The organism is Dyella halodurans (assembly GCF_026283925.1).
In the GTDB taxonomy this organism is placed as follows: domain Bacteria; phylum Pseudomonadota; class Gammaproteobacteria; order Xanthomonadales; family Rhodanobacteraceae; genus Dyella; species Dyella halodurans.
This window is the reverse complement of sequence record NZ_JAPDPF010000010.1, coordinates 103,552-122,751: the sequence shown is the minus strand read 5'-3', so window position 1 is coordinate 122,751 and position 19,200 is coordinate 103,552. Positions and strand designations below refer to the sequence as shown.

Annotated in this window: 16 protein-coding genes; 12 read left to right on the top strand and 4 right to left on the bottom strand. The window is 63.5% G+C overall.

The window, feature by feature from the left end; translation table 11 throughout:
• Positions 1–235 precede the first annotated feature (235 nt).
• Positions 236–397, top strand: coding sequence for a hypothetical protein (locus OUZ49_RS18465; RefSeq protein WP_266151091.1), 162 nt, complete (start codon positions 236–238; stop codon positions 395–397).
• Positions 398–527: 130 nt separating this feature from the next.
• The gene (locus tag OUZ49_RS18460; protein ID WP_266152074.1) at positions 528–1,046 is read left to right on the top strand and encodes a DUF3291 domain-containing protein; all 519 of its coding nucleotides are present in this window, start codon (positions 528–530) and stop codon (positions 1,044–1,046) included.
• Between the two features lie 275 nt (positions 1,047–1,321).
• Here OUZ49_RS18460 and OUZ49_RS18455 read toward each other — a convergent pair whose 3' ends face one another.
• Positions 1,322–1,648, bottom strand: a complete 327-nt coding sequence (locus tag OUZ49_RS18455) for a hypothetical protein (protein WP_266152073.1) — start codon at positions 1,646–1,648, stop codon at positions 1,322–1,324.
• Between the two features lie 464 nt (positions 1,649–2,112).
• Here OUZ49_RS18455 and OUZ49_RS18450 point away from each other — a divergent pair, with 464 nt between their 5' ends.
• The 5 genes from OUZ49_RS18450 (at position 2,113) to OUZ49_RS18430 (ending at position 7,441) form a co-directional block, all read left to right on the top strand.
• Positions 2,113–3,555 carry an MFS transporter gene (locus OUZ49_RS18450; protein ID WP_266152072.1) on the top strand — a complete coding sequence of 481 codons (1,443 nt, stop codon included), beginning with the start codon at positions 2,113–2,115 and terminating at the stop codon, positions 3,553–3,555.
• Positions 3,552–3,989 (top strand): MarR family winged helix-turn-helix transcriptional regulator, encoded by a 438-nt coding sequence (locus OUZ49_RS18445; RefSeq protein WP_266152071.1) that lies wholly within the window; start codon positions 3,552–3,554, stop codon positions 3,987–3,989. Before OUZ49_RS18450 ends, OUZ49_RS18445 begins: the two co-directional genes overlap by 4 nt.
• Before the next feature lie 324 nt (positions 3,990–4,313).
• Positions 4,314–5,150 carry an SAM-dependent methyltransferase gene (locus OUZ49_RS18440; RefSeq protein WP_266152122.1) on the top strand — a complete coding sequence of 279 codons (837 nt, stop codon included), beginning with the start codon at positions 4,314–4,316 and terminating at the stop codon, positions 5,148–5,150.
• 198 nt (positions 5,151–5,348) lie between these two features.
• The gene (locus OUZ49_RS18435) at positions 5,349–5,627 is read left to right on the top strand and encodes a hypothetical protein (RefSeq protein ID WP_266152070.1); all 279 of its coding nucleotides are present in this window, start codon (positions 5,349–5,351) and stop codon (positions 5,625–5,627) included.
• 188 nt (positions 5,628–5,815) lie between these two features.
• The gene (locus OUZ49_RS18430) at positions 5,816–7,441 is read left to right on the top strand and encodes a tetratricopeptide repeat-containing diguanylate cyclase (protein WP_266152069.1); all 1,626 of its coding nucleotides are present in this window, start codon (positions 5,816–5,818) and stop codon (positions 7,439–7,441) included.
• A gap of 66 nt (positions 7,442–7,507) precedes the next feature.
• Here the strand turns inward: OUZ49_RS18430 and OUZ49_RS18425 are convergent, their stop codons facing one another.
• Both OUZ49_RS18425 and glnA read right to left on the bottom strand, forming a co-directional pair.
• The gene (locus OUZ49_RS18425; RefSeq protein ID WP_266152068.1) at positions 7,508–8,371 is read right to left on the bottom strand and encodes a DNA ligase; all 864 of its coding nucleotides are present in this window, start codon (positions 8,369–8,371) and stop codon (positions 7,508–7,510) included.
• 204 nt (positions 8,372–8,575) lie between these two features.
• Positions 8,576–9,991 (bottom strand): type I glutamate--ammonia ligase, encoded by a 1,416-nt coding sequence (gene glnA, locus OUZ49_RS18420; RefSeq protein WP_266152067.1) that lies wholly within the window; start codon positions 9,989–9,991, stop codon positions 8,576–8,578.
• 329 nt (positions 9,992–10,320) lie between these two features.
• Here glnA and OUZ49_RS18415 point away from each other — a divergent pair, with 329 nt between their 5' ends.
• Positions 10,321–11,115: an undecaprenyl-diphosphate phosphatase gene (locus tag OUZ49_RS18415; RefSeq protein WP_266152066.1), complete on the top strand. Its 795-nt coding sequence runs from the start codon at positions 10,321–10,323 to the stop codon at positions 11,113–11,115.
• A 152-nt stretch (positions 11,116–11,267) separates the two neighbouring features.
• On the opposite strand, the gene OUZ49_RS18410 is transcribed toward OUZ49_RS18415, so the two are convergent.
• Positions 11,268–12,221: a LysR family transcriptional regulator gene (locus tag OUZ49_RS18410; protein ID WP_266152121.1), complete on the bottom strand. Its 954-nt coding sequence runs from the start codon at positions 12,219–12,221 to the stop codon at positions 11,268–11,270.
• A 145-nt stretch (positions 12,222–12,366) separates the two neighbouring features.
• On the opposite strand from OUZ49_RS18410, the gene OUZ49_RS18405 reads away from it, so the two are divergent.
• The 4 genes from OUZ49_RS18405 to OUZ49_RS18390 all read left to right on the top strand — a co-directional run bounded on the left by OUZ49_RS18405 (position 12,367) and on the right by OUZ49_RS18390 (position 19,192).
• Entirely contained in the window at positions 12,367–13,566 is a 1,200-nt protein-coding gene (locus tag OUZ49_RS18405) for an efflux RND transporter periplasmic adaptor subunit (protein WP_266152065.1), read from the top strand.
• A 240-nt stretch (positions 13,567–13,806) separates the two neighbouring features.
• The gene (locus OUZ49_RS18400; protein ID WP_266152064.1) at positions 13,807–17,007 is read left to right on the top strand and encodes an efflux RND transporter permease subunit; all 3,201 of its coding nucleotides are present in this window, start codon (positions 13,807–13,809) and stop codon (positions 17,005–17,007) included.
• Entirely contained in the window at positions 17,007–18,431 is a 1,425-nt protein-coding gene (locus OUZ49_RS18395) for an efflux transporter outer membrane subunit (protein ID WP_266152063.1), read from the top strand. The genes OUZ49_RS18400 and OUZ49_RS18395 overlap by 1 nt, the downstream gene beginning before the upstream one ends.
• Complete coding sequence (locus OUZ49_RS18390; protein WP_266152062.1) at positions 18,428–19,192, top strand: SDR family oxidoreductase; 765 nt, start codon at positions 18,428–18,430, stop codon at positions 19,190–19,192. Before OUZ49_RS18395 ends, OUZ49_RS18390 begins: the two co-directional genes overlap by 4 nt.
• Positions 19,193–19,200: the final 8 nt, after the last annotated feature.

Genomic DNA, 19,200 nt, shown 5'->3' with positions numbered 1-19,200 from the left:
CTGCCTCCAAGGACGCGTTGAGGCCAAATCTGCATATCAGGAGCTTGTCCTCTCCTATGACGGATCATCGCTCACCGAAATTTCTTTCCGGAACGAAATTGGACCAAGCCTATCGGGGAGCTACTTTGGATGTTCGCTACACGCGAGCCGCCTACGGCCTGGCCAGGGCGGCGCCTGGTCGGTAAACGAAGGCTTGGCGAAAATTGGGCTCGCTTCTTCCACGTCCCCGGGCCAAATGGCTGCAGAGATTGTGGTTGATGACACCGGCGAACAAATCGTGGCTACGTTCAACGTGAGCGAAGTGATGGAGTTCTGCGGCGCGCAGGCCGGCATCCCTGAGCACATTCAGGTCGACAAAAAGACGGGGCAATGCCTGTTTGATGGGCCTCATCTGTGAGGTTGAATTGGGCTTGATGAAAGGTCCGCTCCCGACCCAAAGCAGACCCTGTATTCTCGCGCCGGGGGATCGGGGAAATTCCCTATGGGTGCAGATTTCGAACGTGGTCTCAACTGGGAGGTGTTGTCATATGCACATCAATCCCCGCATTGCATTCTTCACGTTTGGGGTTCTAAGGGCGCCCGTCGGCGATCCCGTCGTTCAAGGATTCGTTGATCGTATCGGTGACGTCTATGCTGCCGCCGACGGCAGCGCAGGCTTCTTTGACCGGTCTATCAGGGATGTGCAGACCTGGGAGCACTCGTGGGGGCCGGTCATTGCGCCCGGTTGCGCTCCGGATGGGATCGCACTTACTCAGCTCGCCATGACCCTCTCTTTGTGGCGCGATCTCGAATCGGTCGCTGCTTTCGCCTATCACGGTGTACATCGCGAGGCTTTGTCCAGGCGTGAGGATTGGGTCGAGACCGGCGCGTGGCCAAGTTATGCGGCATGGTGGGTCGACGGGCAGCACAGGCCAAACTGGGGCGAAGCGGTGGAACGGATCGATCATCTCCACGTCCATGGCTCAACGCCCACTGCGTTCTCGTTTCGCAAGCCATTCGACTCCATGGGCGCGCCCATGAGAATGAAGGCGCCGCGCCCGGCATGATGAATGCCGCGAAAATCAACTATCCGGAATGTCTGCTTCGTGATTCCACGCCCCGATTGCAGTGGCCTCAATCGTTCAATATGGATGTCTAGGGTGAGGACTGCGCCGCGGTGCCGAAACCTTGCTGACTGCTCCGCCTGAGGTCAGCGACTCGGTGTCGACGTCATTCAATGCGTTCGTATGTGTGGAACCCCAGAAGACTCTCGCCCAGGTGCGGCGCGCCGTGCTCATAACGCGGTACGCCGCGGAGCGATCATCGGACTCTGGGGTTCCACCTAGGGCTCACGCCTGAGCAGCTCGGCGTATTGGCCGAGAAGTCGGATCGCAGCAACCAGGTTCTCCGCGCAACCTTGCGCGAGCGGCCACTGGCCGGGCCGCATGGCACTACCACGGGCATGGGCCTTGCGCGCCACTTCGCTTTCGACGACAAGGGCGGCGATCTCGTTCATCGCCTCCTGGATGGACGTCAACTTCAGCGCAACCTGTTGCCACGAATTCTCGACCGTGTCCGCAGAACGACGCGGACGACCGAGCGTTCGGGTGGATTTGCCGCCAGGGGGATTCGGCGGGCGAGCGAGTGCCGTATGATCTGGTGCAGCCATGATCAACTCCTTCGTAGTTGGTGATGGTCAGCGGGTCGTATGGGTTGCCTCCCATGCGATCCGCGCTACTTCACTGCATCACTGCAATGGTCACCGACGTAGCCCAGGAGGGATGGCGTGGGTGACAGGGCGAAAGTAGCAAATGCGCAAGGTGGGATTTGTAGGGGGTCGCTGCAAAGTTGCGTGCGGCGATCGCTGCGCTCGTTACCGAATGGCCCTGCACGAGTCCCTACGACGTTGCACTTACAGAGTGAATGCATCAAACACTCCGATGACTGGCAAGTGTTTGGAAAACGGCGAGAACCGTGACAGGACATGGATCAAGGACGCGCACTGATGCGTTCCTCGCGCTGCGCGAAAAAGACGGCCATGGTCGGGATGTGTGCCCCTTTGCAACGAGCCCGAGCCCCATGCATTGGCAGGCGTCAATTGACGCGGGATAGTTACCAATTGACAATAGTTGTATGAATACAACTGTTGTCGACAAGGGACGGGCTGAGACCCATCCCCACCTGATTCTCGGTATCTGCTGCCTCAGCCTGCTGATGGTTGCGATGGACGCCACCATCGTCAACGTCGCGCTGCCCTCGATTCGTCACGATCTTGGCGCGTCGATCTCGGGCCTGCAGTGGGTGATCGATGCCTACACCATGGTGGTGGCGAGCCTGCTGATGCTGGCCGGGTCGATGGCCGACCGCTTCGGGCGTCGGCGCGTGTTCCAGACGGGCATGGCCCTGTTCATGCTGGGCTCGCTGCTGTGCAGCGTTGCCCCGGGCATCCAGGGCCTGGTGGCATTTCGCATGCTGCAGGCGTTGGGCGCGACCATGCTCAATCCGGTCGCCATGTCGATCATTGCCAATACCTTCCACGAACCAAAAGCACGCGCTCGCGCCATCGGCATCTGGGGTGCGGTTGCTGGGGTATCGATGGCGCTGGGTCCGGTGATCGGCGGCGCGCTGACCGAAAGCATCGGCTGGCGCTCGATCTTCTGGGTGAATTTGCCGGTGGGTGCGGCGGCCATGCTGCTGGCCGCGCGCTACATTCCGGAATCCAGGGCACGGCATCCGCGGCGCGTCGATCCGCTCGGGCAACTATTGGTATTCGTGATACTGGCCGCGGTGACTTACGCCGTGATCGAAGGTCCCCATGCCGGATGGAACTCGACGACGATCATCGGCTTGTTCGCCGCCGCTGCGCTGGCGCTGGTCGGCTTGCTCATCTACGAACCTCGGCGCCACGAACCGTTGATCGATGTGCGGTTCTTTCGCAGTGCACCTTTCAGCAGCGCGACCTTGATCGCCGTATGCAGCTTCTCGTCGTTCTCCGGCTTCCTGTTTCTCAATGCGCTGTACTTGCAGGAGGTGCGCGGCCTGTCGGCCTTTCACACAGGCTTGTGCACGTTGCCGCTCGCCCTGGCCACGATTCTTTGCTCGCCGCTCTCGGGGCGTCTGGTCGGCATCTACGGCACACGCCCGTCCCTGCTGGCTTCCGGCGCAGCCACCGTGGTCAGCGCGCTGATGATGACCCAGCTGACGGCTACCACCCCGTTGCCGTTGCTGATGCTGACGTATGTGATCTTTGGCGTGGGTTTCGGCATGGTGAACGCGCCTATTACCAATACGGCCGTGTCCGGCATGCCCAAGGCGCAGGCGGGTGTTGCCGCGGCGATCGCCTCTACCAGCCGGCAGATCGGTGCCTCGCTCGGCGTGGCGCTTGCGGGCACCATCCTGGGCTCGCATGTGCATGACGGCTTCGCCGAGGCCACGCATCCGTTCTGGTGGCTGATCACTGGCGGTGGCGTGGTCGTATTGCTGCTGGCGTGGTTGTCCAACACGGGCTGGGCGCGTGACACCACCCGCCATGCTGCGCACTTGCTGGAGGAAGCAGCTGCCGGAGCAACGGCATGACGGGCCGCGCCCACCGCGACAGCGAGGCCGATCGCATCTGGCAGATGCTGGTCGGCCTGGTGTGGGAAACCCGCGGCGAGTGGCGTCGAAAGGTCAGCGAAGCCACCGCCCTTCCGTTCAGTCGTGTGCGCATCCTGTGGCGGCTGGTCGATGAGCCGAAGACCTTGACGCAGCTGGCGGTGAGCACCAGTGATGCGCCGGCCACCACCGTCGCCGTCAACGATCTTGAGGATCGTGGCCTGGTTGAGCGCCATCCCCACCCGGACAATCGGCGCGCGAAGCTGGTGTCGCTGACGCCGGCGGGGCGGCGGCTGATCGAATCGGCGCGCCGCACCGTGCGCGACGACGCGCCGCCCGCCGTGCAGCAACTTTCCAAGACCGACCTCGCCCATCTTCGTCGCATCCTGGAGCGGATAAGCAGCAGCGAGCGCTAAGAGCCTGTTCAAAGTCTCGGATACGAGGGAAGAACAGCCTCGAAAACGTCATTTCTCCCTCACCGTCATCCCCGCGAAAGCGGGGATCCAGCGACTTGCTTCGATTTACCTCGGCCTCTTGTCGCGCCAAAGGCACTGGATCCCCGCTTTCGCGGGGATGACGGGTAGGAAAGGGTGCGAATACTTGGCCGTGACGGAGACTTTGAACAGGCTCCTAGGAGTCGAACCGGGTCCTGCGGCACCATCCTTCCTGCGACGTACCGGAGCTTGCTTTCGAACCGGCGACGCCGTTGCCGGCCCCGGGTGTTGCCCTATCATCAGGCGATGAACACACCCTCCCTGCTTTCTCCAACCAACGCCCGCGCCGGCAGCCTGGCCTGCGTCGGCATGGGCATGACCCTTGGCTCCCATCTGACGCCGCTGGCACGCAGCCATATCGAACAGGCGGACGTCGTCTTCGCGGGGCTTTCCGACAGCCTGGTGGAGATGTGGCTGCAGCGCATGCATCCCGACGTGCGCAGCCTGCAGTCCTACTACCGCGAGGGCAAGTCGCGGATGAAGACCTACCGGCAATGGGTCGAGCTGATGATGACCGAGGTGCGTGCCGGCAAACGCGTTTGCGGCGTGTTCTACGGCCACCCCGGCATTTTTGCCTGGTCGCCGCACAAGGTCATCGAGGTCGCCCGGGCCGAGGGATTCGCGGCGCACATGGAGCCGGGCATTTCCGCAGAAGACTGTCTCTACGCCGACCTGGGGATCGACCCCGGCCGCTTCGGCTGCCAGCACTTCGAGGCCAGCCAGCTGCTTCTGTTTGAGCGGCGCATCGACCCTACCGGCTACCTGGTGCTGTGGCAGGTCGGCCTGGTGGGCGATCGATCGACGGCTCGCTTCAAGACCGGGCCGGCCTACCGACAACTGCTGGTCGATCTGCTAAGCCGCGACTATCCGCTGGATCACGAAGTCATCATTTACCGCGGGGCCACGCTGCCGATCCAGCAGCCGCGGATCATCCGCGTAGCCCTGCGCGATCTGCCTGAGGCCCCATTGACCGCCGAAGAGACCGTGGTGTTGCCTCCGGCACGGACCTTGCAGCCAAATCTGGCCATGCAGGAACGTTTGGACGCATTGGACAGGCAGGCCGAGGTCGATGCCCTTGCCTAAGGCCAGGGTACGCTGAAGGGGAACGATGTTTCAGAAAAGGGGTGGCCCGCTGAAACATGGGCAAAGATGACACGCAGTGCCATCAATGAGCATGGATGGTCACGTCATCGAGATCTATCAAGCTGAGGGCCGCACGGCATCGACATGCCAGATCCGTCATGCCGATGCCCGATCAACGGACGGAACAGGGGAAAACACATGCAAGACACGATTGAATTGCTGGAAGCCATCGGCCGTGATGCCTCGCTGCGTCACGCGTCCGCCGACGAGCTGACATCCATGCTCGCCCAAGCACAGGCGCCAGAAGCCCTTACGGCTGCGGTGGCATCCGGCGACAGCTCACGGTTGGCCGAGGAGCTCGGGCACAAGCCCATGTATTCGCCCCAAAGCTCGCAGACGGGTCATGAAGACGATGAGCTGGATGATGCCGATGAAGATCCGCATCCGGCGCAGGATCCCGAAGACGCCAAGCTTTAGCCAGCACCCTAGGCGAGCGCGACGTGCCGCAGGGGTGGCACAAGCATTGGCGATGGCCCGCCCTGGCGGGCCTGGCCTTCTGCGCACTCGCGCAGACAGCCCACGCCACCGCTGCGACTCCCGATGAAGGCGAGTTCCTGGACCAGACCGAGCAGGTTCGCACGCGCGACCACTCGCGCTTTGTCCGCATGCTGGAGCAAATCCACCACGAAGGACCCCACCTGACACCAGGCCAACAGTGGCACCTGCGCTATCTCGACGCATGGCAAATGGCCTTCCAAGGCGACTACAGCAAAGCCAATGCCTCGCTTCAGGAAGTCATTGATCACTCCGGTGACATGACCCTGGTCGCCAAGGCGTCCTCCTTGCTCATGAGCAACCTGGGACTCAACCGCCGCTACGAGGAGGCCTTTACCCTGGCCAATCGGCTGGCACTCGACCTGCCAGAAATTAGGGACAGGCTGGCCCGCTTCACCGTCCTGGCCAATCTGTCGCAGCTCTCGGCCTTCTCTGGCCAGTACGACCTGGCCATCAGTTATGCCCGCATGATGGAGGACACCATTCCTCCCGGGGAGACGCTGTGCAACCCCCTTTCCATGCAGGTCAACGCGCTCCACGAAGGCAACAGACTGACGTCATCCAGTCCGGAAGTTCAGCGCGTTATCGACACTTGCTTGGCTGCCGGGCAGCCTGTATTTGCCGACACCATGTGGCTGCTCAAGGGAAACCTCTATCTGGACGAGGGTCAACCAGGTAAAGCACTCGACCTGCTTCACAAGATTATTCCCGGCATCAACGAAAACCATTACTACTCCCACGTACTTGCCGCGCAGGTCGAACTGGCACAGGCCAACGCGAAGCTGGGTAACGACAGCGACGCCAAGAAGGCGGCACTCTCCGCTTTGGCCATGAGCAGCTCGGACGACATCAGCACGTGGCTCAAGGACGTCTACGAGGTGCTCTACCAAATTGAAAAAAGGCAGGGCAATGCCGCCATCGCGCTCTCGTACTACGAGCACTACGTCGCCCAGGACAAAGGCTATCTCAATGACGCCAGCGCCAGGGCGATGGCCTACCAGGTGGTGCAGCAACACCTGCTGACCCAGAAGCTCGAAACCGATGCATTGGGCAAGCAAAACAATATTCTTCGTCTGCAGCGGGCTCTCGATACCAAGGCGGTGGAAACCAGCCGGCTCTACATCGTCCTGTTGCTCGTGACGCTCACTTCCATCGTCTTCTGGCTGTTCCGGCTCAAGCGCTCGCAGCTTCGCTACAAGAAGCTGTCAAATCACGACGGCCTGACTGGCATCTTCAACCATCAGCATTTTGTCGGCGAGGCTGGTCGCGCCTTGCACCTGCTCGAGAAAAAACTCGACCAGGCCTGCCTGATCTCCCTCGATCTGGACCACTTCAAGCAGGTCAATGACGTCCACGGCCACGCCATGGGCGACGCCGTGCTGAAGCGCACCGTTGCCATCTGCCAACAGCAATTGCGCCCGATCGACTTGTTCGGCCGGCTCGGAGGCGAGGAGTTCGGCATCCTGCTGCTCGACTGCTCCCGCGAGCAGGGCATGGCGATCGCCGAGCGCATTCGTAGCGCCATTGGCGCTACCGAAGTGGACCGGAACGGCACGGTCGTCTCGTTTTCCGCCAGCTTTGGCCTGGCCTGCACCGATACGTCCGGCTACGTGCTGCAGCGGCTTTACATGGAAGCGGATGCAGCGCTTTATCGGGCCAAGCACGCCGGACGCAATCGCGTCATGACCGATGCCGGAAGCAACAGTCTGTCTTCGGCATTGCCTCTCACACTATGACCCATGCGAACGGCGGCACAGCGATGGAATCCGCTGCGTCAGTGAGCCCGCTTCGCGGCGGCGTACTCACTCCTTTTCGCGAACGCGCACGAACGTGGCAAATCGCGGTTTGCCGTTTGAAGTCATGCCGCGATATCGATAGGTCACCAGACTGCCGATCGGCGGCGGGTTGTGGCGCTGCGCGTCCGTGAAACCCGAGCCCAGGCGGAAACGCATTCCGTCAGGCGTTTCGACCAGCAAAGCACCGAGCGCGCCGGCGTATTTTCCCTTGCCGGGGAGATGTGCGATCACGCGTGCTTCGGCGTCATCATAGGGCTTGAGCTTCAGCAGATCGTCGCTGCGCCCTGCCCGGTATAGCGCCGCGCCGCGGTGTAGCATCAAGCCTTCACCGCCGTGCTCAATCACGCGATCAAGTTGCACCTTGAGCACGGATTCGTCGGCCACCTTGTATGGCAGCACGGGCTGCACCCACGAGACATTCAGCGCGGTCACTACTTGTTTCAACGCCGGGATGCGTTCGGTAAACGGACCGGGATGCGCCGGCAGATCAAAGACCATGTAGTGAACCCGGCGCCACGCAGCGTCAGCGGGAGGCTGCTGGCGAATCGTGGCCGACACCACATCGAATTCCCCTCGTCCTACCCAAAGCTCGCCGTCCATGGGCGTCTTCGGCCAGCGGGCGGTAAACCAGGCGGGTGCGTGGATGGTGGCGCCACTTCGCGTGAGGAGCTTCTCGCCATCCCAATAGCCGCGCACGCCATCGTATTTTTCGCTGACCCAATAATCATCGAGCGCGATGCCGGCGTGATAGACGTTCGCCAACAAGATGGGCGGCGCGATATCCACGGCCATGACGGGCGAGCCCACGGCAAGGCCGATCAAGACAAGCAACGCGCTGAGGCGGTTACGTGAGCAAGCGTATCGTCGCATGACGCTTCCTTGTGCATCCGGTTCCAGATGCCGAAGGTAAGCCTCGGGCCAACTCTGGGGAGCCAGCGCATGACCCTAGTAGATGTCGCTTTCCTCAGCGGATCTCCGCCCAGGAAACCGGTTCACTTCGACCGGGCGCATCCCGCACAGAAAAAAAACGGGCGCCGAAGCGCCCGTTATTTTTCTGCACTCAGAGCTACGCGATCAGAGCGCGTAGTACATCTGGAACTCCAGCGGATGCGTGCTGGCGCGGTAGCGGGTCACTTCCTGCATCTTCACGCCGATGTAGGCGTCGATGAAGTCGTCGGTGAACACGCCACCGGCCTTGAGGAAGTCACGGTCCTTGTCGAGCGCGTTCAGCGCTTCGTCCAGGCTCGAGCACACCTGCGGGATGTTCTTCTCTTCTTCCGGCGGCAGGTCGTACAGGTCCTTGTCGGCCGGCGCGCCCGGGTCGATCTTGTTGATGATGCCATCGAGGCCGGCCATCATCAGCGCGGTGAACACCAGGTAGCCGGAGTTCATCGGATCGGGGAAGCGCACTTCGATGCGGCGGCCCTTCGGGCTGGACACGTACGGGATGCGGCAGCTGGCCGAGCGGTTGCGGGCCGAGTAGGCCAGCATCACCGGCGCTTCGAAGCCCGGCACCAGGCGCTTGTAGCTGTTGGTGGTGGAGTTGGCGAACGCGTTGATGGCCTTGGCGTGCTTGAAGATGCCACCGATGTACCACAGCGCCGTCTGCGACAGGCCGCCGTACAGGTCACCGGCAAACAGGTTGTTGCCGTCCTTCGCCAGCGACTGGTGCACGTGCATGCCGCTGCCGTTGTCGCCGACGATCGGCTTGGGCATGAAGGTGACGGTCTTGCCGTTCTGGTGGGCGACGTTCTTGATGACGTACTTCATCGTCATCAGTTCGTCGGCCTTCTGCACCAGCGTGTTGAACTTCACGCCGATCTCGCACTGGCCCGCATTCGCCACTTCGTGGTGATGCACTTCGACGACCTGGCCGAGCGACTCCAGCACCTTGCACATGTCGGCGCGCAGGTCACCGAGCGAGTCGACCGGGCTGACCGGGAAGTAGCCGCCCTTCACGCCCGGGCGATGACCGGTGTTGTTGTCCTCGTACTTGTAGCGCGAGCTCCAGGCGGCTTCTTCGGAGCCGATTTCGTAGAACACGCGACCCATGTCGTTCTGCCAGCGCACGGAATCGAAAATGAAGAACTCCGGCTCCGGACCGAAGAAGGCGGTGTCGGCGATGCCGGTGGACTTCAGGTAGGCCTCGCCGCGCTTGGCGATGGAGCGCGGGTCGCGGCCGTAAGCCTGCATGGTCGACGGCTCGAGCACGTCGCAATGCAGCACCATCTGGGTGTGCGCGCTGAACGGATCGATATAGGCGGTATCCGGATCCGGCAGCAGGATCATGTCGGACTCGTTGATGCCCTTCCAGCCGGTGATCGACGAGCCGTCGAACATCTTGCCGTCCTCGAAGGTGCCTTCGTCGATGGCATGGGCCGGGAACGTGACGTGATGGTGCTTACCGAGCATGTCGGCAAAGCGGAAGTCGACGAATTCGACCTCGTGTTCCTGGATCAGGTCGAGAACTTTCTGGGCGGCGGACGACATGGACAACCTCGGCGGGCTAAAGGTGAAGAAAACGACAGTGTCTTGAGCAAGGCTTGTGCCAAGTCGATGGCTCCAGGCAGATCAATGCCTTAGGTCAATACGAACGATCTTGGCGCGATCACGTTGCACGATAATGAAACGCAAACACGCACCACGATGGTGCAATATTTCCCTGGACGCGCCATCTCGGCGAGTGACGCGCCCGGCTCAACCGACCTAGCTTGCACCGCCTTCCGCCCAACCGCCAGCCCACCGCATTCCCGTAAGCTATGCCGCTTTGCGCCGGCACGCTGCCGACGCCCGCCCAACCCGTCCGGAGTGCGTTTTCCGTGAGTGACCTGATCAACGTCATCCTGCTCGGCATCATCGAGGGCATCACCGAGTTCCTGCCGATCTCCAGCACGGGACATCTGCTGATTGCGGAGAAGTTTGGCCTGGGCGAACGCTCGGACCTGTTCAATGTCGGCATCCAGGCCGGCGCCATCCTGGCGGTGACCTTCATCTACTGGAGTCGCATCTGGCAGTTGTTCACGCAGTGGCGTGATCCAGCCAACCGCGACTACCTGCTGAAGCTGGTGGTGGCGTTTCTGATCACGGCCGTGCTGGGCCTGGTCGCGGTGAAGCTGGGCTTCAAGCTGCCCGAGGCGGTGACGCCGGTGGCCTGGGCGCTGGTGATTGGCGGCGTCTGGATGCTCGCGGCGGAACGCCTGGCGGCGCGCCAGCCGGACCGGACCGAGGTGACCTGGCGGGTGGCCATCCTGGTCGGTATCGCGCAGATGGTGGCGGGCATCTTCCCGGGCACCTCGCGCTCGGCGGCCACCATCTTCACCGCCATGCTGGCCGGCACCAGCAACCGCGCGGCGGCCACCGAATTCGCCTTCCTGGTCGGCATTCCCACCATGTATGCCGCCAGCGGCTATGAGTTGCTGAAGGTGGTCAAGGAAGGGGGCGTGCACGAAGACTGGACCGCGCTGATCGTCGGCTTCATCGTCTCCGGCGTGGTGGGCTTTATCGCGGTGAAGTGGCTGCTCGGCTATATCCGCAGCCATCGCTTCACGCCGTTTGCCATCTATCGCATCGTGCTGGGCATTGCCTTGCTGCTGCTGGTGCCGGCAGGCGCGTAATCCCCGCTCCTGTGTAGGAGCGCACCCTGTGCGCGAACGCGGCGCCGGGATGTCAACTCGATGGTGGGTTTTCGCACCAGGGAGGTGGTGGCGTCGCCGCGCTGTTGGCTTTTCGCGCACAGGGTGCGCTCCTACAACAGTAGAGGCAGGGCTTAGGCGCGGATGCGTTCGGGCTCGGCAGGCACGGCCACCGGCTTCTTGTGCTTGCCTGGCTCGTTGCTCTGCTCGAATACTTCGCGCACCCACTCGATGAAGGCCTGCACGCGGGCCGACAGGTGCTTCTTCTGCGGGTAGACGATCCATACCGGCTTGCCGGTGGAGTTGGTGTCGGTCATCACCAGCTCGAGCTTGCCGAAGTCGAGCATGCAGGCGGCAATGACGTGCGGCGCCTGGGTGATGCCCAGCCCCGCGACCACCGCCTGGATCACCGATTCGGCATCGTTGATCAGCAGATGCCCATCGATGTCGATGCCCACCTGGCCGCTTGGCGTGTCGAACTGCCACTGGCGCGGGCGGCCGTTGGGCTGGATGTAGTTGATGCAGCGGTGATCCTTCAGATCCTCGATGCTCTGCGGTGCGCCGTATTTCGCCAGATACTCCGGCGAGGCAATCATCACGTTGCGCAGGTAGCCGATCTTGCGCGCGATCAGGCTGGAATCCTCCAGTGGCCCCACCCGGATGGCGCAATCGATGCCTTCCTCATTGAGGTCGTAGGCGTAATCGCACATCGACAGTTCAAGGCGGATATCCGGATAGCGCTGTTCGAATTCCGCCAGCCTCGGGATGATGACGGTACGCCCCACGGCAGCCGGCGCACCAATGCGCAGCTTGCCGCTGGGCTTGCGGCTGGCGTAGCCGAGCGCCTCGGTGGCCTCGGTGAGATCGGCAAGGATCTCCTTGCAACGCGCATGGAACGAGGCCCCATCGTCGGTCAACCGCAGTGATCGCGTGGAACGGAACAGCAGCCGTGCACCCAGCTGCTCCTCCAGGCGCGACACAGCGCGACTGACCCCGGATGGCGTCATGCCCAGTTGGGCGGCGGCGGCGGCAAAGCTCTTGGCCTCGACGACGCGGACAAAGGCGGAGATTGCGGCAAAGTCTTCCATAGCTTGGATTTTCACCCTATTCGTGACTGACAGTCACTATTGCATTGCACAAAGAGGTATTTATTGAACCAAATAGTACACCTAATCTCTCGCTCCTGTTCGTCGGCGTGCCCCTGCCCCGACGAGATCAAATTGGGAGCGCGACATGAAGAAACAATGGATCTTCGCCACTCTTGCCTTGGCCGTGGTGGCCGGCAGCTGGGGCTTGCTCGGCCATAGCGGCGACACCCAGGCACAAACCGCACCTGCCGGGGCGCCGCCCCCGGTCACCGTATCCCAGGTGCTGGTGCGCCCGGTCGATGACGCCGACGAGTTCACCGGCCGCTTGCAGGCTGTCGACACCATTCAGTTGCGGCCGCGAGTCGGCGGCTATGTGGATTCGGTGCATTTCCAGGAAGGCGCCACCGTGCGCAAGGGACAACTGCTGTTCCGCATCGACCCGCGTCCCTACCAGGCCGAAGTCGATCGCCTCAACGCCAACCTGAGTCAGGCCCGCTCCGAGCAGGTGCTGGCCCAGGCCAATGCCGAGCGCGGACGTCGGCTGCTCGAGCAGCACGCCGTCGCCCGCGAGGAAGCCGACCGCCTTGCCACCGCCGCCGAAAGCGCCAAGGCCCAGGTCGCCTCGACCCAGGCGGCGTTGGATGCCGCCCGCCTCAACCTCGGCTTCACCGAGATACGCGCGCCAATCGATGGCCGCGTCAGCAATGCCCTGGTGACGCCGGGCAACCTGGTCACCAGCAACGATGTGCTGACCAGCGTGGTGAGCATCGACCCGATCTATGCCTACTTCGACGTGGACGAGCACAGCTACCTGAAGTTCGATCGTCAGCGGCGCGAACATGGCAGCTCGCCGCAGATCACCATGGCGCTGGCCGACGAGAAGGGCTTTCCGCATACCGGCCGCATCGACTTCGTCGACAACCAGCTGCGCGCCGGCAGCGGCACGATCCGCCTGCGCGCCGTGTTCGACAACGCCGATGCACGCTACACCCCCGGCCTGTATGTGCGTATCCAGCTGCGCAGCGACAGCCGCGAGCCGCGCGCCCTGGTCGACGACCGCGCCGTCGCCACCGACCTCGGCAACAAGTTCGTCTATGTGATCGACAAGGATCGCAAGGTCGAATACCGCCGCGTGGTCACCGGCCCGTTGCTGGATGGCCTGCGCGTGGTGACGGAAGGCCTCGATGCCAAGGACGTGGTGATCGTCAACGGCTTGCAGCACGTACGTCCCGGCGTGGAAGTGAATCCGACCAAGGTGGCGATGGAAACGCGCAGCCTGGATCCGAACAAGCAGCTGGCGATGACGGGCGGCGGTTCGGGTCAGAACGCCGCGCAGCAGAAGTAGGGCCATTTGCTCGTCATTCCTGCGAAGGCAGGAATCCAGTGACTCTCGCTCGCCGTACGAAAGGCACTGGATCCCTGCCTTCGCAGGGATGACGGATTAGGAAAGCGATCAGCGAGCAATGAAGTTCCCTCCTTCGGATGAAGGAGGGTCAGGGAACCGTTGTCTCCGCGTCACGCGAACAAGGCTCCCAAGTCCCCGCCCAGCGCGGGAATGGTGCCCAGAGCAACCAGGACGAATGCAATGAAAATCGCCCAATTTTTCGTGGACAGGCCGATCCTGGCTGGCGTCCTCTCCGTGCTGATCGTGATCGCCGGCGGCATTGCGCTGTTCCGGCTGCCGATCAGCGAATACCCCGAGGTGGTACCGCCCACCGTGGTGGTGCGCGCCAGCTATCCCGGCGCCAATCCCAAGGTGATCGCCGAAACCGTCGCCACGCCGCTGGAGGAACAGATCAACGGCGTGGAAGGCATGCTCTACACCAGCTCGCAGTCCACCAGCGACGGCGCCATGACCTTGACCGTCACCTTCGCGCTGGGCACCGACCTGGACAACGCCCAGGTGCAGGTGCAGAACCGCGTGGCACAGGCGCAACCGCGCCTGCCGGAAGAAGTGCAGCGCCTGGGCGTGACCACGCAGAAGAGTTCGCCCGACCTGACCATGGTGGTGCACCTGATCTCGCCCGATCAGCGCTACGACATGTTGTATCTGTCGAACTATGCGCGCCTGCACATCAAGGACCAGCTGGCGCGCCTCGACGGCGTCGGCGACGTGCAGATCTTTGGCGCGGGCGAATACAGCATGCGCGTATGGCTCGATCCCGAGCGGCTGGCCGTGCGCCAGCTCACCACCGGCGACGTGGTGCGCGCGATCCAGGAGCAGAACGTGGCCGTGGCCGCCGGTGCGCTGAATGCGCCGCCGGGACCGAACAATGCCGCGTTCCAGCTCAACATCAACACGCAGGGTCGCCTGATCAACGAGGAAGACTTCCTCAACATCATCGTGCGCAAGGACGCCACCGGCGCGGTCACCCATCTGCGTGACGTCGCCCGCGTCGAACTGGGCTCGAACAACTACGCCCTGCGCAGCCTGCTCAACAACCGTCCGGCCGTGGCCTTGCCGATCTTCGCGCGCCCCGGCTCCAACGCGATCCAGATCTCCGACGAAGTCCGCCACCTGATGGCGGACCTGAAAAAGGATTTCCCGCAGGGCGTGGACTACCAGATCGTCTATGACCCGACCGTGTTCGTGCGCGGCTCGATCGAAGCCGTCGTGCATACGCTGTTCGAGGCGATTGCGCTGGTGGTGCTGGTGGTGATCCTGTTCCTGCAGACCTGGCGCGCGTCGATCATTCCGCTGGTGGCCGTGCCCGTTTCGCTGATCGGCACCTTCGCTGTGATGCTGCTGGTAGGTTTCTCCCTCAACGCGCTGTCGCTGTTCGGCCTGGTGCTGGCCATCGGCATCGTGGTGGATGACGCCATCGTGGTGGTGGAGAACGTCGAGCGGCATATCGAGCACGGCCTTTCACCGAAGGAAGCCACGCGCAAGGCGATGAACGAAGTGACCGGGCCGATCGTGGCGACGGCGCTGGTGCTGTGCGCGGTGTTCGTGCCGGCGGCCTTCATCAGCGGCCTGACCGGTCAGTTCTATCGCCAGTTCGCGCTGACCATCGCGATCTCCACGGTGATCTCGGCATTCAACTCGCTCACCCTCAGCCCGGCGCTTGCCGCGCTGCTGCTGCAGGAACGTGGCGCACCGAAGGACAAGCTCAGCCTCTTCATCGACCGTGCGTTCGGCTGGCTGTTCCGTCCGTTCAACCGCCTGTTCGAGACCAGTGCAAACCGTTACGTCGGTGGCGTGAAGCGCATCCTGCGTTCGGGTTCGATTGCGCTGGTGATTTACGGCGGCCTGGTGCTGCTGGGTCTGTTCGGATTCGCCCATGTGCCGACCGGATTCGTGCCGGCGCAGGACAAGCAATACCTGGTGTCGTTCGCGCAGTTGCCGGATGCCGCGTCGCTGGATCGCTCCGAGGACGTGATCCGTCGCATGAGCGATATCGCGCTCAAGCAACCCGGCGTGGAAAGTGCGGTGGCGTTCCCCGGCCTGTCGATCAACGGCTTCACCAACAGCACCAATTCCGGCATCGTCTTCGTCACGCTCAAGCCGTTCGAGGAACGTCGCGACGCGTCGCTGTCGGCGGGTGCCATCGCTGGCGCGCTCAACCAGAAGTATGCGGCGATCCAGGATGCGTATATCGCCGTGTTCCCGCCGCCGCCGGTAATGGGCCTGGGCACGATTGGCGGCTTCCGTCTGCAGGTGGAAGACCGTTCCGATGCGGGCTTCGAGGAGCTGTACAAGCAGACCCAGGGCTTGATCCAGGCCAGCACGAAGGTGCCCACGCTGGCAGGCCTGTTCTCCAGCTACCAGGTCAGCGTGCCGCAGATCGATGCGGACGTGGACCGCGAGAAGGCCAAGGCCGAGGGCGTGGACCTGGCCGATGTCTACCAGACCATGCAGGCCTACCTCGGCTCGCTCTACGTCAACGACTTCAATCGCTTCGGTCGTACCTACCAGGTGAATGTGTCGGCGGAGCCCAGCTTCCGTCATGAGCCAGAGGACATCCTGCGCCTGAAGACGCGCAGTGCGAGTGGCGAGGCGATTCCGCTGGGTTCGTTCGTGACCATTCGCCAGAGCGTCGGCCCCGATCGCGTGCAGCATTACAACGGCTACCCGACGGCCGAAATCAACGGCGGCCCGGCGCCAGGCTTCAGCAGCGGCCAGGCCCAGGCGGCGATCGAGAAGCTGGCGCGCGAGAACCTGCCCAACGGTATGACCTTCGAATGGACCGAGCTGACCTATCAGCAGATCCTCGCCGGCAACACCGCCATCCTGGTGTTCCCGTTGTGCGTGCTGCTGGTGTTCCTGGTGCTGGCCTCGCTGTACGAAAGCCTGTTGCTGCCGCTGGCGGTGATCCTGATCGTGCCGATGGTGCTGCTGTCTGCCATCTCCGGCGTGTGGTTGTCCGGCGGTGACAACAACATCTTCACCCAGATCGGCTTGATCGTGCTGGTCGGCCTGGCCTGCAAGAACGCGATCCTGATCGTCGAGTTTGCCCGCGAGGCGCAGATCATCGAAGGCATGGATCGCACCCAGGCCGTGCTGGAAGCCGCCCGCCTGCGACTGCGCCCGATCCTGATGACCTCGTTCGCCTTCATCATGGGCGTGGTGCCGCTGGTCACCTCGCACGGTGCCGGTGCCGAGATGCGTCATGCGATGGGTGTGGCGGTGTTCGCCGGCATGCTGGGCGTCACCTTCTTCGGCCTGATCTTTACCCCGCTGTTCTATGTGCTGGTACGCGGCTGGAGCGAACGCATGAGCGAACGCCGCCGCGCCCGCAAGGCTGCCCACGCGAGCCTGCCGGCACCTGCCCTGGAGAATCACTGATGAGAATGCTCACCGCACTTGCCGCCTCGCTGATCCTGGCCGGCTGCGCCAGCGTGGGGCCTGACTACCACGCGCCGCAGGAAAAGCCGGTCGCTGCGCAGGGCGTGAATGGCCAGCAGGAATCCACCCAGGGTTTCCAGGCCGATTGGTGGAAGCAATTCAATGACCCGACGCTCGACGCGCTGATCCAGCGCGCCGCGCAAAACAGTCCGGACCTGAAGATCGCGTTTGCCCGCCTGCGGGAATCGCGCGCCTTGCTCGGCGTGGCCAAGTCGCAGCAGATTCCCGACGTGGAGACGGTGGCGAACTATTCGCGCAGCCGCGAACAGCAGCCGGGCTTCACCGACCAGCGCACCACCATCACCAGCTATGAGGCCGGCTTCGACGCCAGCTGGGAAATCGATCTGTTCGGTGGCGTGCGTCGCTCGGTGGAAGCAGCGCGTGCGGATGCCGGCGCCAGCGAGGCCTCGCTGCAGGATGCCCAGGTCACGCTGTTCGCCGAGGTGGCACGCTATTACTTCGACTTGCGCGGCGCGCAGCTGCGCATCGATGTGGCGAACCGCGATATCGAGAACCAGCGCGAGTCGCTGCGCCTGATCCGCGCCCGCACCGACATCGGCACGGGCTCCGAACAGGACGCCGCCAGCGCCAGCGCACGACTCAGTTCGGTGGAAGCGCAGTTGCCGGTATTGCAGACCCTGGTGCAGACCGATACGTCGCGACTGGCCGTGCTGCTGGGCGAGCGTCCGGGTGAGCTGGATATCGATCTGTCGCCGCAGAACTTCCACCCGATCGACGTTGCGCTACCGATCGGCAACGCGGGCGACGTGCTCACCCGCCGCCCGGATATCCGTATCGCGGAGCGTGACCTGGCGGCTGCCAATGCGCGTATCGGTGTGGCCAAGGCCGACTACTACCCGCATATCACGCTGGGCGGTTTCCTCGGCTTCCTGGCCGGTCGCAGCAATGGCTTTGGCGGCCCGTCTTCGCGTGCATGGTCGATCGCGCCCAGCATCACCTGGTCCGGGCTCAACGTGCAGCGCGTACGCTCCAACGTGAAAGCCAGCGAGGCGCGTGCCGACGCGGCGCTGGCGAACTATCAGCGCGCCGTGCTGCAGGCCGTCGAGGACGTGGACAATGCCATCGTCGGCTATAACCTGCAGCGCGATCGCGTGCAGAAGCTGGTCGACCAGGTGGCGCAGAGCCGACGCGCGGCCGACCTGGCGCGCATCCGCTACAACGAGGGTGCCGCGGACTACCTGCAATTGCTCGACGCCGAGCGCACCCAGCTGTCGGCGGAAGATGCGCTCGCCGATGGACAGGCCGCGATCAACTTGCGCGCCGTCTCGGTGTACAAGGCGCTGGGCGGCGGCTGGCAGGCCTGCGCCAACGAACGCTGTGACCAGCTGGCCGCCGCTCCATGAACGCCGTGGCGTTTCCGGTGCGGTCACCGCGGCGTCGTTCGGCGCTGGCCGAACCGGAACCGGCGCAGCGCGTGGCCCTGGTCAGCGGTGCCAACCGCGGCCTTGGGCTTGAGGTGGCGCGACAACTGGCCGCCGACGGCATCACCGTGCTGCTGGGCGCCCGCAACGCCCTGGCCGGCGAGAAGGCGGCGCGGCAACTGCGCCGCGAAGGCGGCGCGGTGGTCGCGGTGGCGCTGGATGTGACCTCACCCGCTGACGTGCGCGCGCTCGCCTCCCGCATCGATCGCGAGTACGGGCGCCTGGATATCCTGATCAACAACGCGGGTGCGTATTTCGATGTCGACAACGAAGCCTCGTCGGTCGATATGGATGTCGTACGGCAGGCCTTGGAAACCAATCTGCTCGGCGCCTGGCAATTGACCGAGGCGATGCTGCCGCTGATGCGGCGTCACGGCTACGGCCGCATCGTCAACGTATCCAGCGGCTGTGGTGCGATCGACAGCGAGGGCACCAGTTGCCCCGCCTATCGCGTCTCCAAGGCGGCCTTGAACAGCCATACGCGCATGCTGGCGACGGAACTTAGCGGCAGCGGCATCCTGGTCAACGCCGTCTGCCCCGGCTGGGTCGCCACCGACATGGGTGGCCACGGTGGACGCCCGGTGGCCGAAGGCGCCGCCGGCATCGTATGGGCGGCCACCTTGCCTTCCCGCCCGGCGATCCATGGCGGCTTCTTTCGCGATCGCGTGCGCATCGACTGGTAACGTCCGAG

What these genes read in the sequence shown, in the direction of transcription:
- OUZ49_RS18450 (WP_266152072.1), top strand. Translation starts at nt 2,113, where the DNA reads ATGAATACAACTGTTGTCGACAAGGGACGGGCTGAGACCCATCCCCAC.
- OUZ49_RS18460 (WP_266152074.1), top strand. Translation starts at nt 528, where the DNA reads ATGCACATCAATCCCCGCATTGCATTCTTCACGTTTGGGGTTCTAAGG.
- OUZ49_RS18425 (WP_266152068.1), bottom strand. Translation starts at nt 8,371, where the DNA reads ATGCGACGATACGCTTGCTCACGTAACCGCCTCAGCGCGTTGCTTGTC.
- OUZ49_RS18400 (WP_266152064.1), top strand. Translation starts at nt 13,807, where the DNA reads ATGAAAATCGCCCAATTTTTCGTGGACAGGCCGATCCTGGCTGGCGTC.
- OUZ49_RS18390 (WP_266152062.1), top strand. Translation starts at nt 18,428, where the DNA reads ATGAACGCCGTGGCGTTTCCGGTGCGGTCACCGCGGCGTCGTTCGGCG.
- glnA (WP_266152067.1), bottom strand. Translation starts at nt 9,991, where the DNA reads ATGTCGTCCGCCGCCCAGAAAGTTCTCGACCTGATCCAGGAACACGAG.
- OUZ49_RS18395 (WP_266152063.1), top strand. Translation starts at nt 17,007, where the DNA reads ATGAGAATGCTCACCGCACTTGCCGCCTCGCTGATCCTGGCCGGCTGC.
- OUZ49_RS18405 (WP_266152065.1), top strand. Translation starts at nt 12,367, where the DNA reads ATGAAGAAACAATGGATCTTCGCCACTCTTGCCTTGGCCGTGGTGGCC.
- OUZ49_RS18455 (WP_266152073.1), bottom strand. Translation starts at nt 1,648, where the DNA reads ATGGCTGCACCAGATCATACGGCACTCGCTCGCCCGCCGAATCCCCCT.
- OUZ49_RS18465 (WP_266151091.1), top strand. Translation starts at nt 236, where the DNA reads ATGGCTGCAGAGATTGTGGTTGATGACACCGGCGAACAAATCGTGGCT.
- OUZ49_RS18430 (WP_266152069.1), top strand. Translation starts at nt 5,816, where the DNA reads ATGCTGGAGCAAATCCACCACGAAGGACCCCACCTGACACCAGGCCAA.
- OUZ49_RS18445 (WP_266152071.1), top strand. Translation starts at nt 3,552, where the DNA reads ATGACGGGCCGCGCCCACCGCGACAGCGAGGCCGATCGCATCTGGCAG.
- OUZ49_RS18440 (WP_266152122.1), top strand. Translation starts at nt 4,314, where the DNA reads ATGAACACACCCTCCCTGCTTTCTCCAACCAACGCCCGCGCCGGCAGC.
- OUZ49_RS18410 (WP_266152121.1), bottom strand. Translation starts at nt 12,221, where the DNA reads ATGGAAGACTTTGCCGCAATCTCCGCCTTTGTCCGCGTCGTCGAGGCC.
- OUZ49_RS18435 (WP_266152070.1), top strand. Translation starts at nt 5,349, where the DNA reads ATGCAAGACACGATTGAATTGCTGGAAGCCATCGGCCGTGATGCCTCG.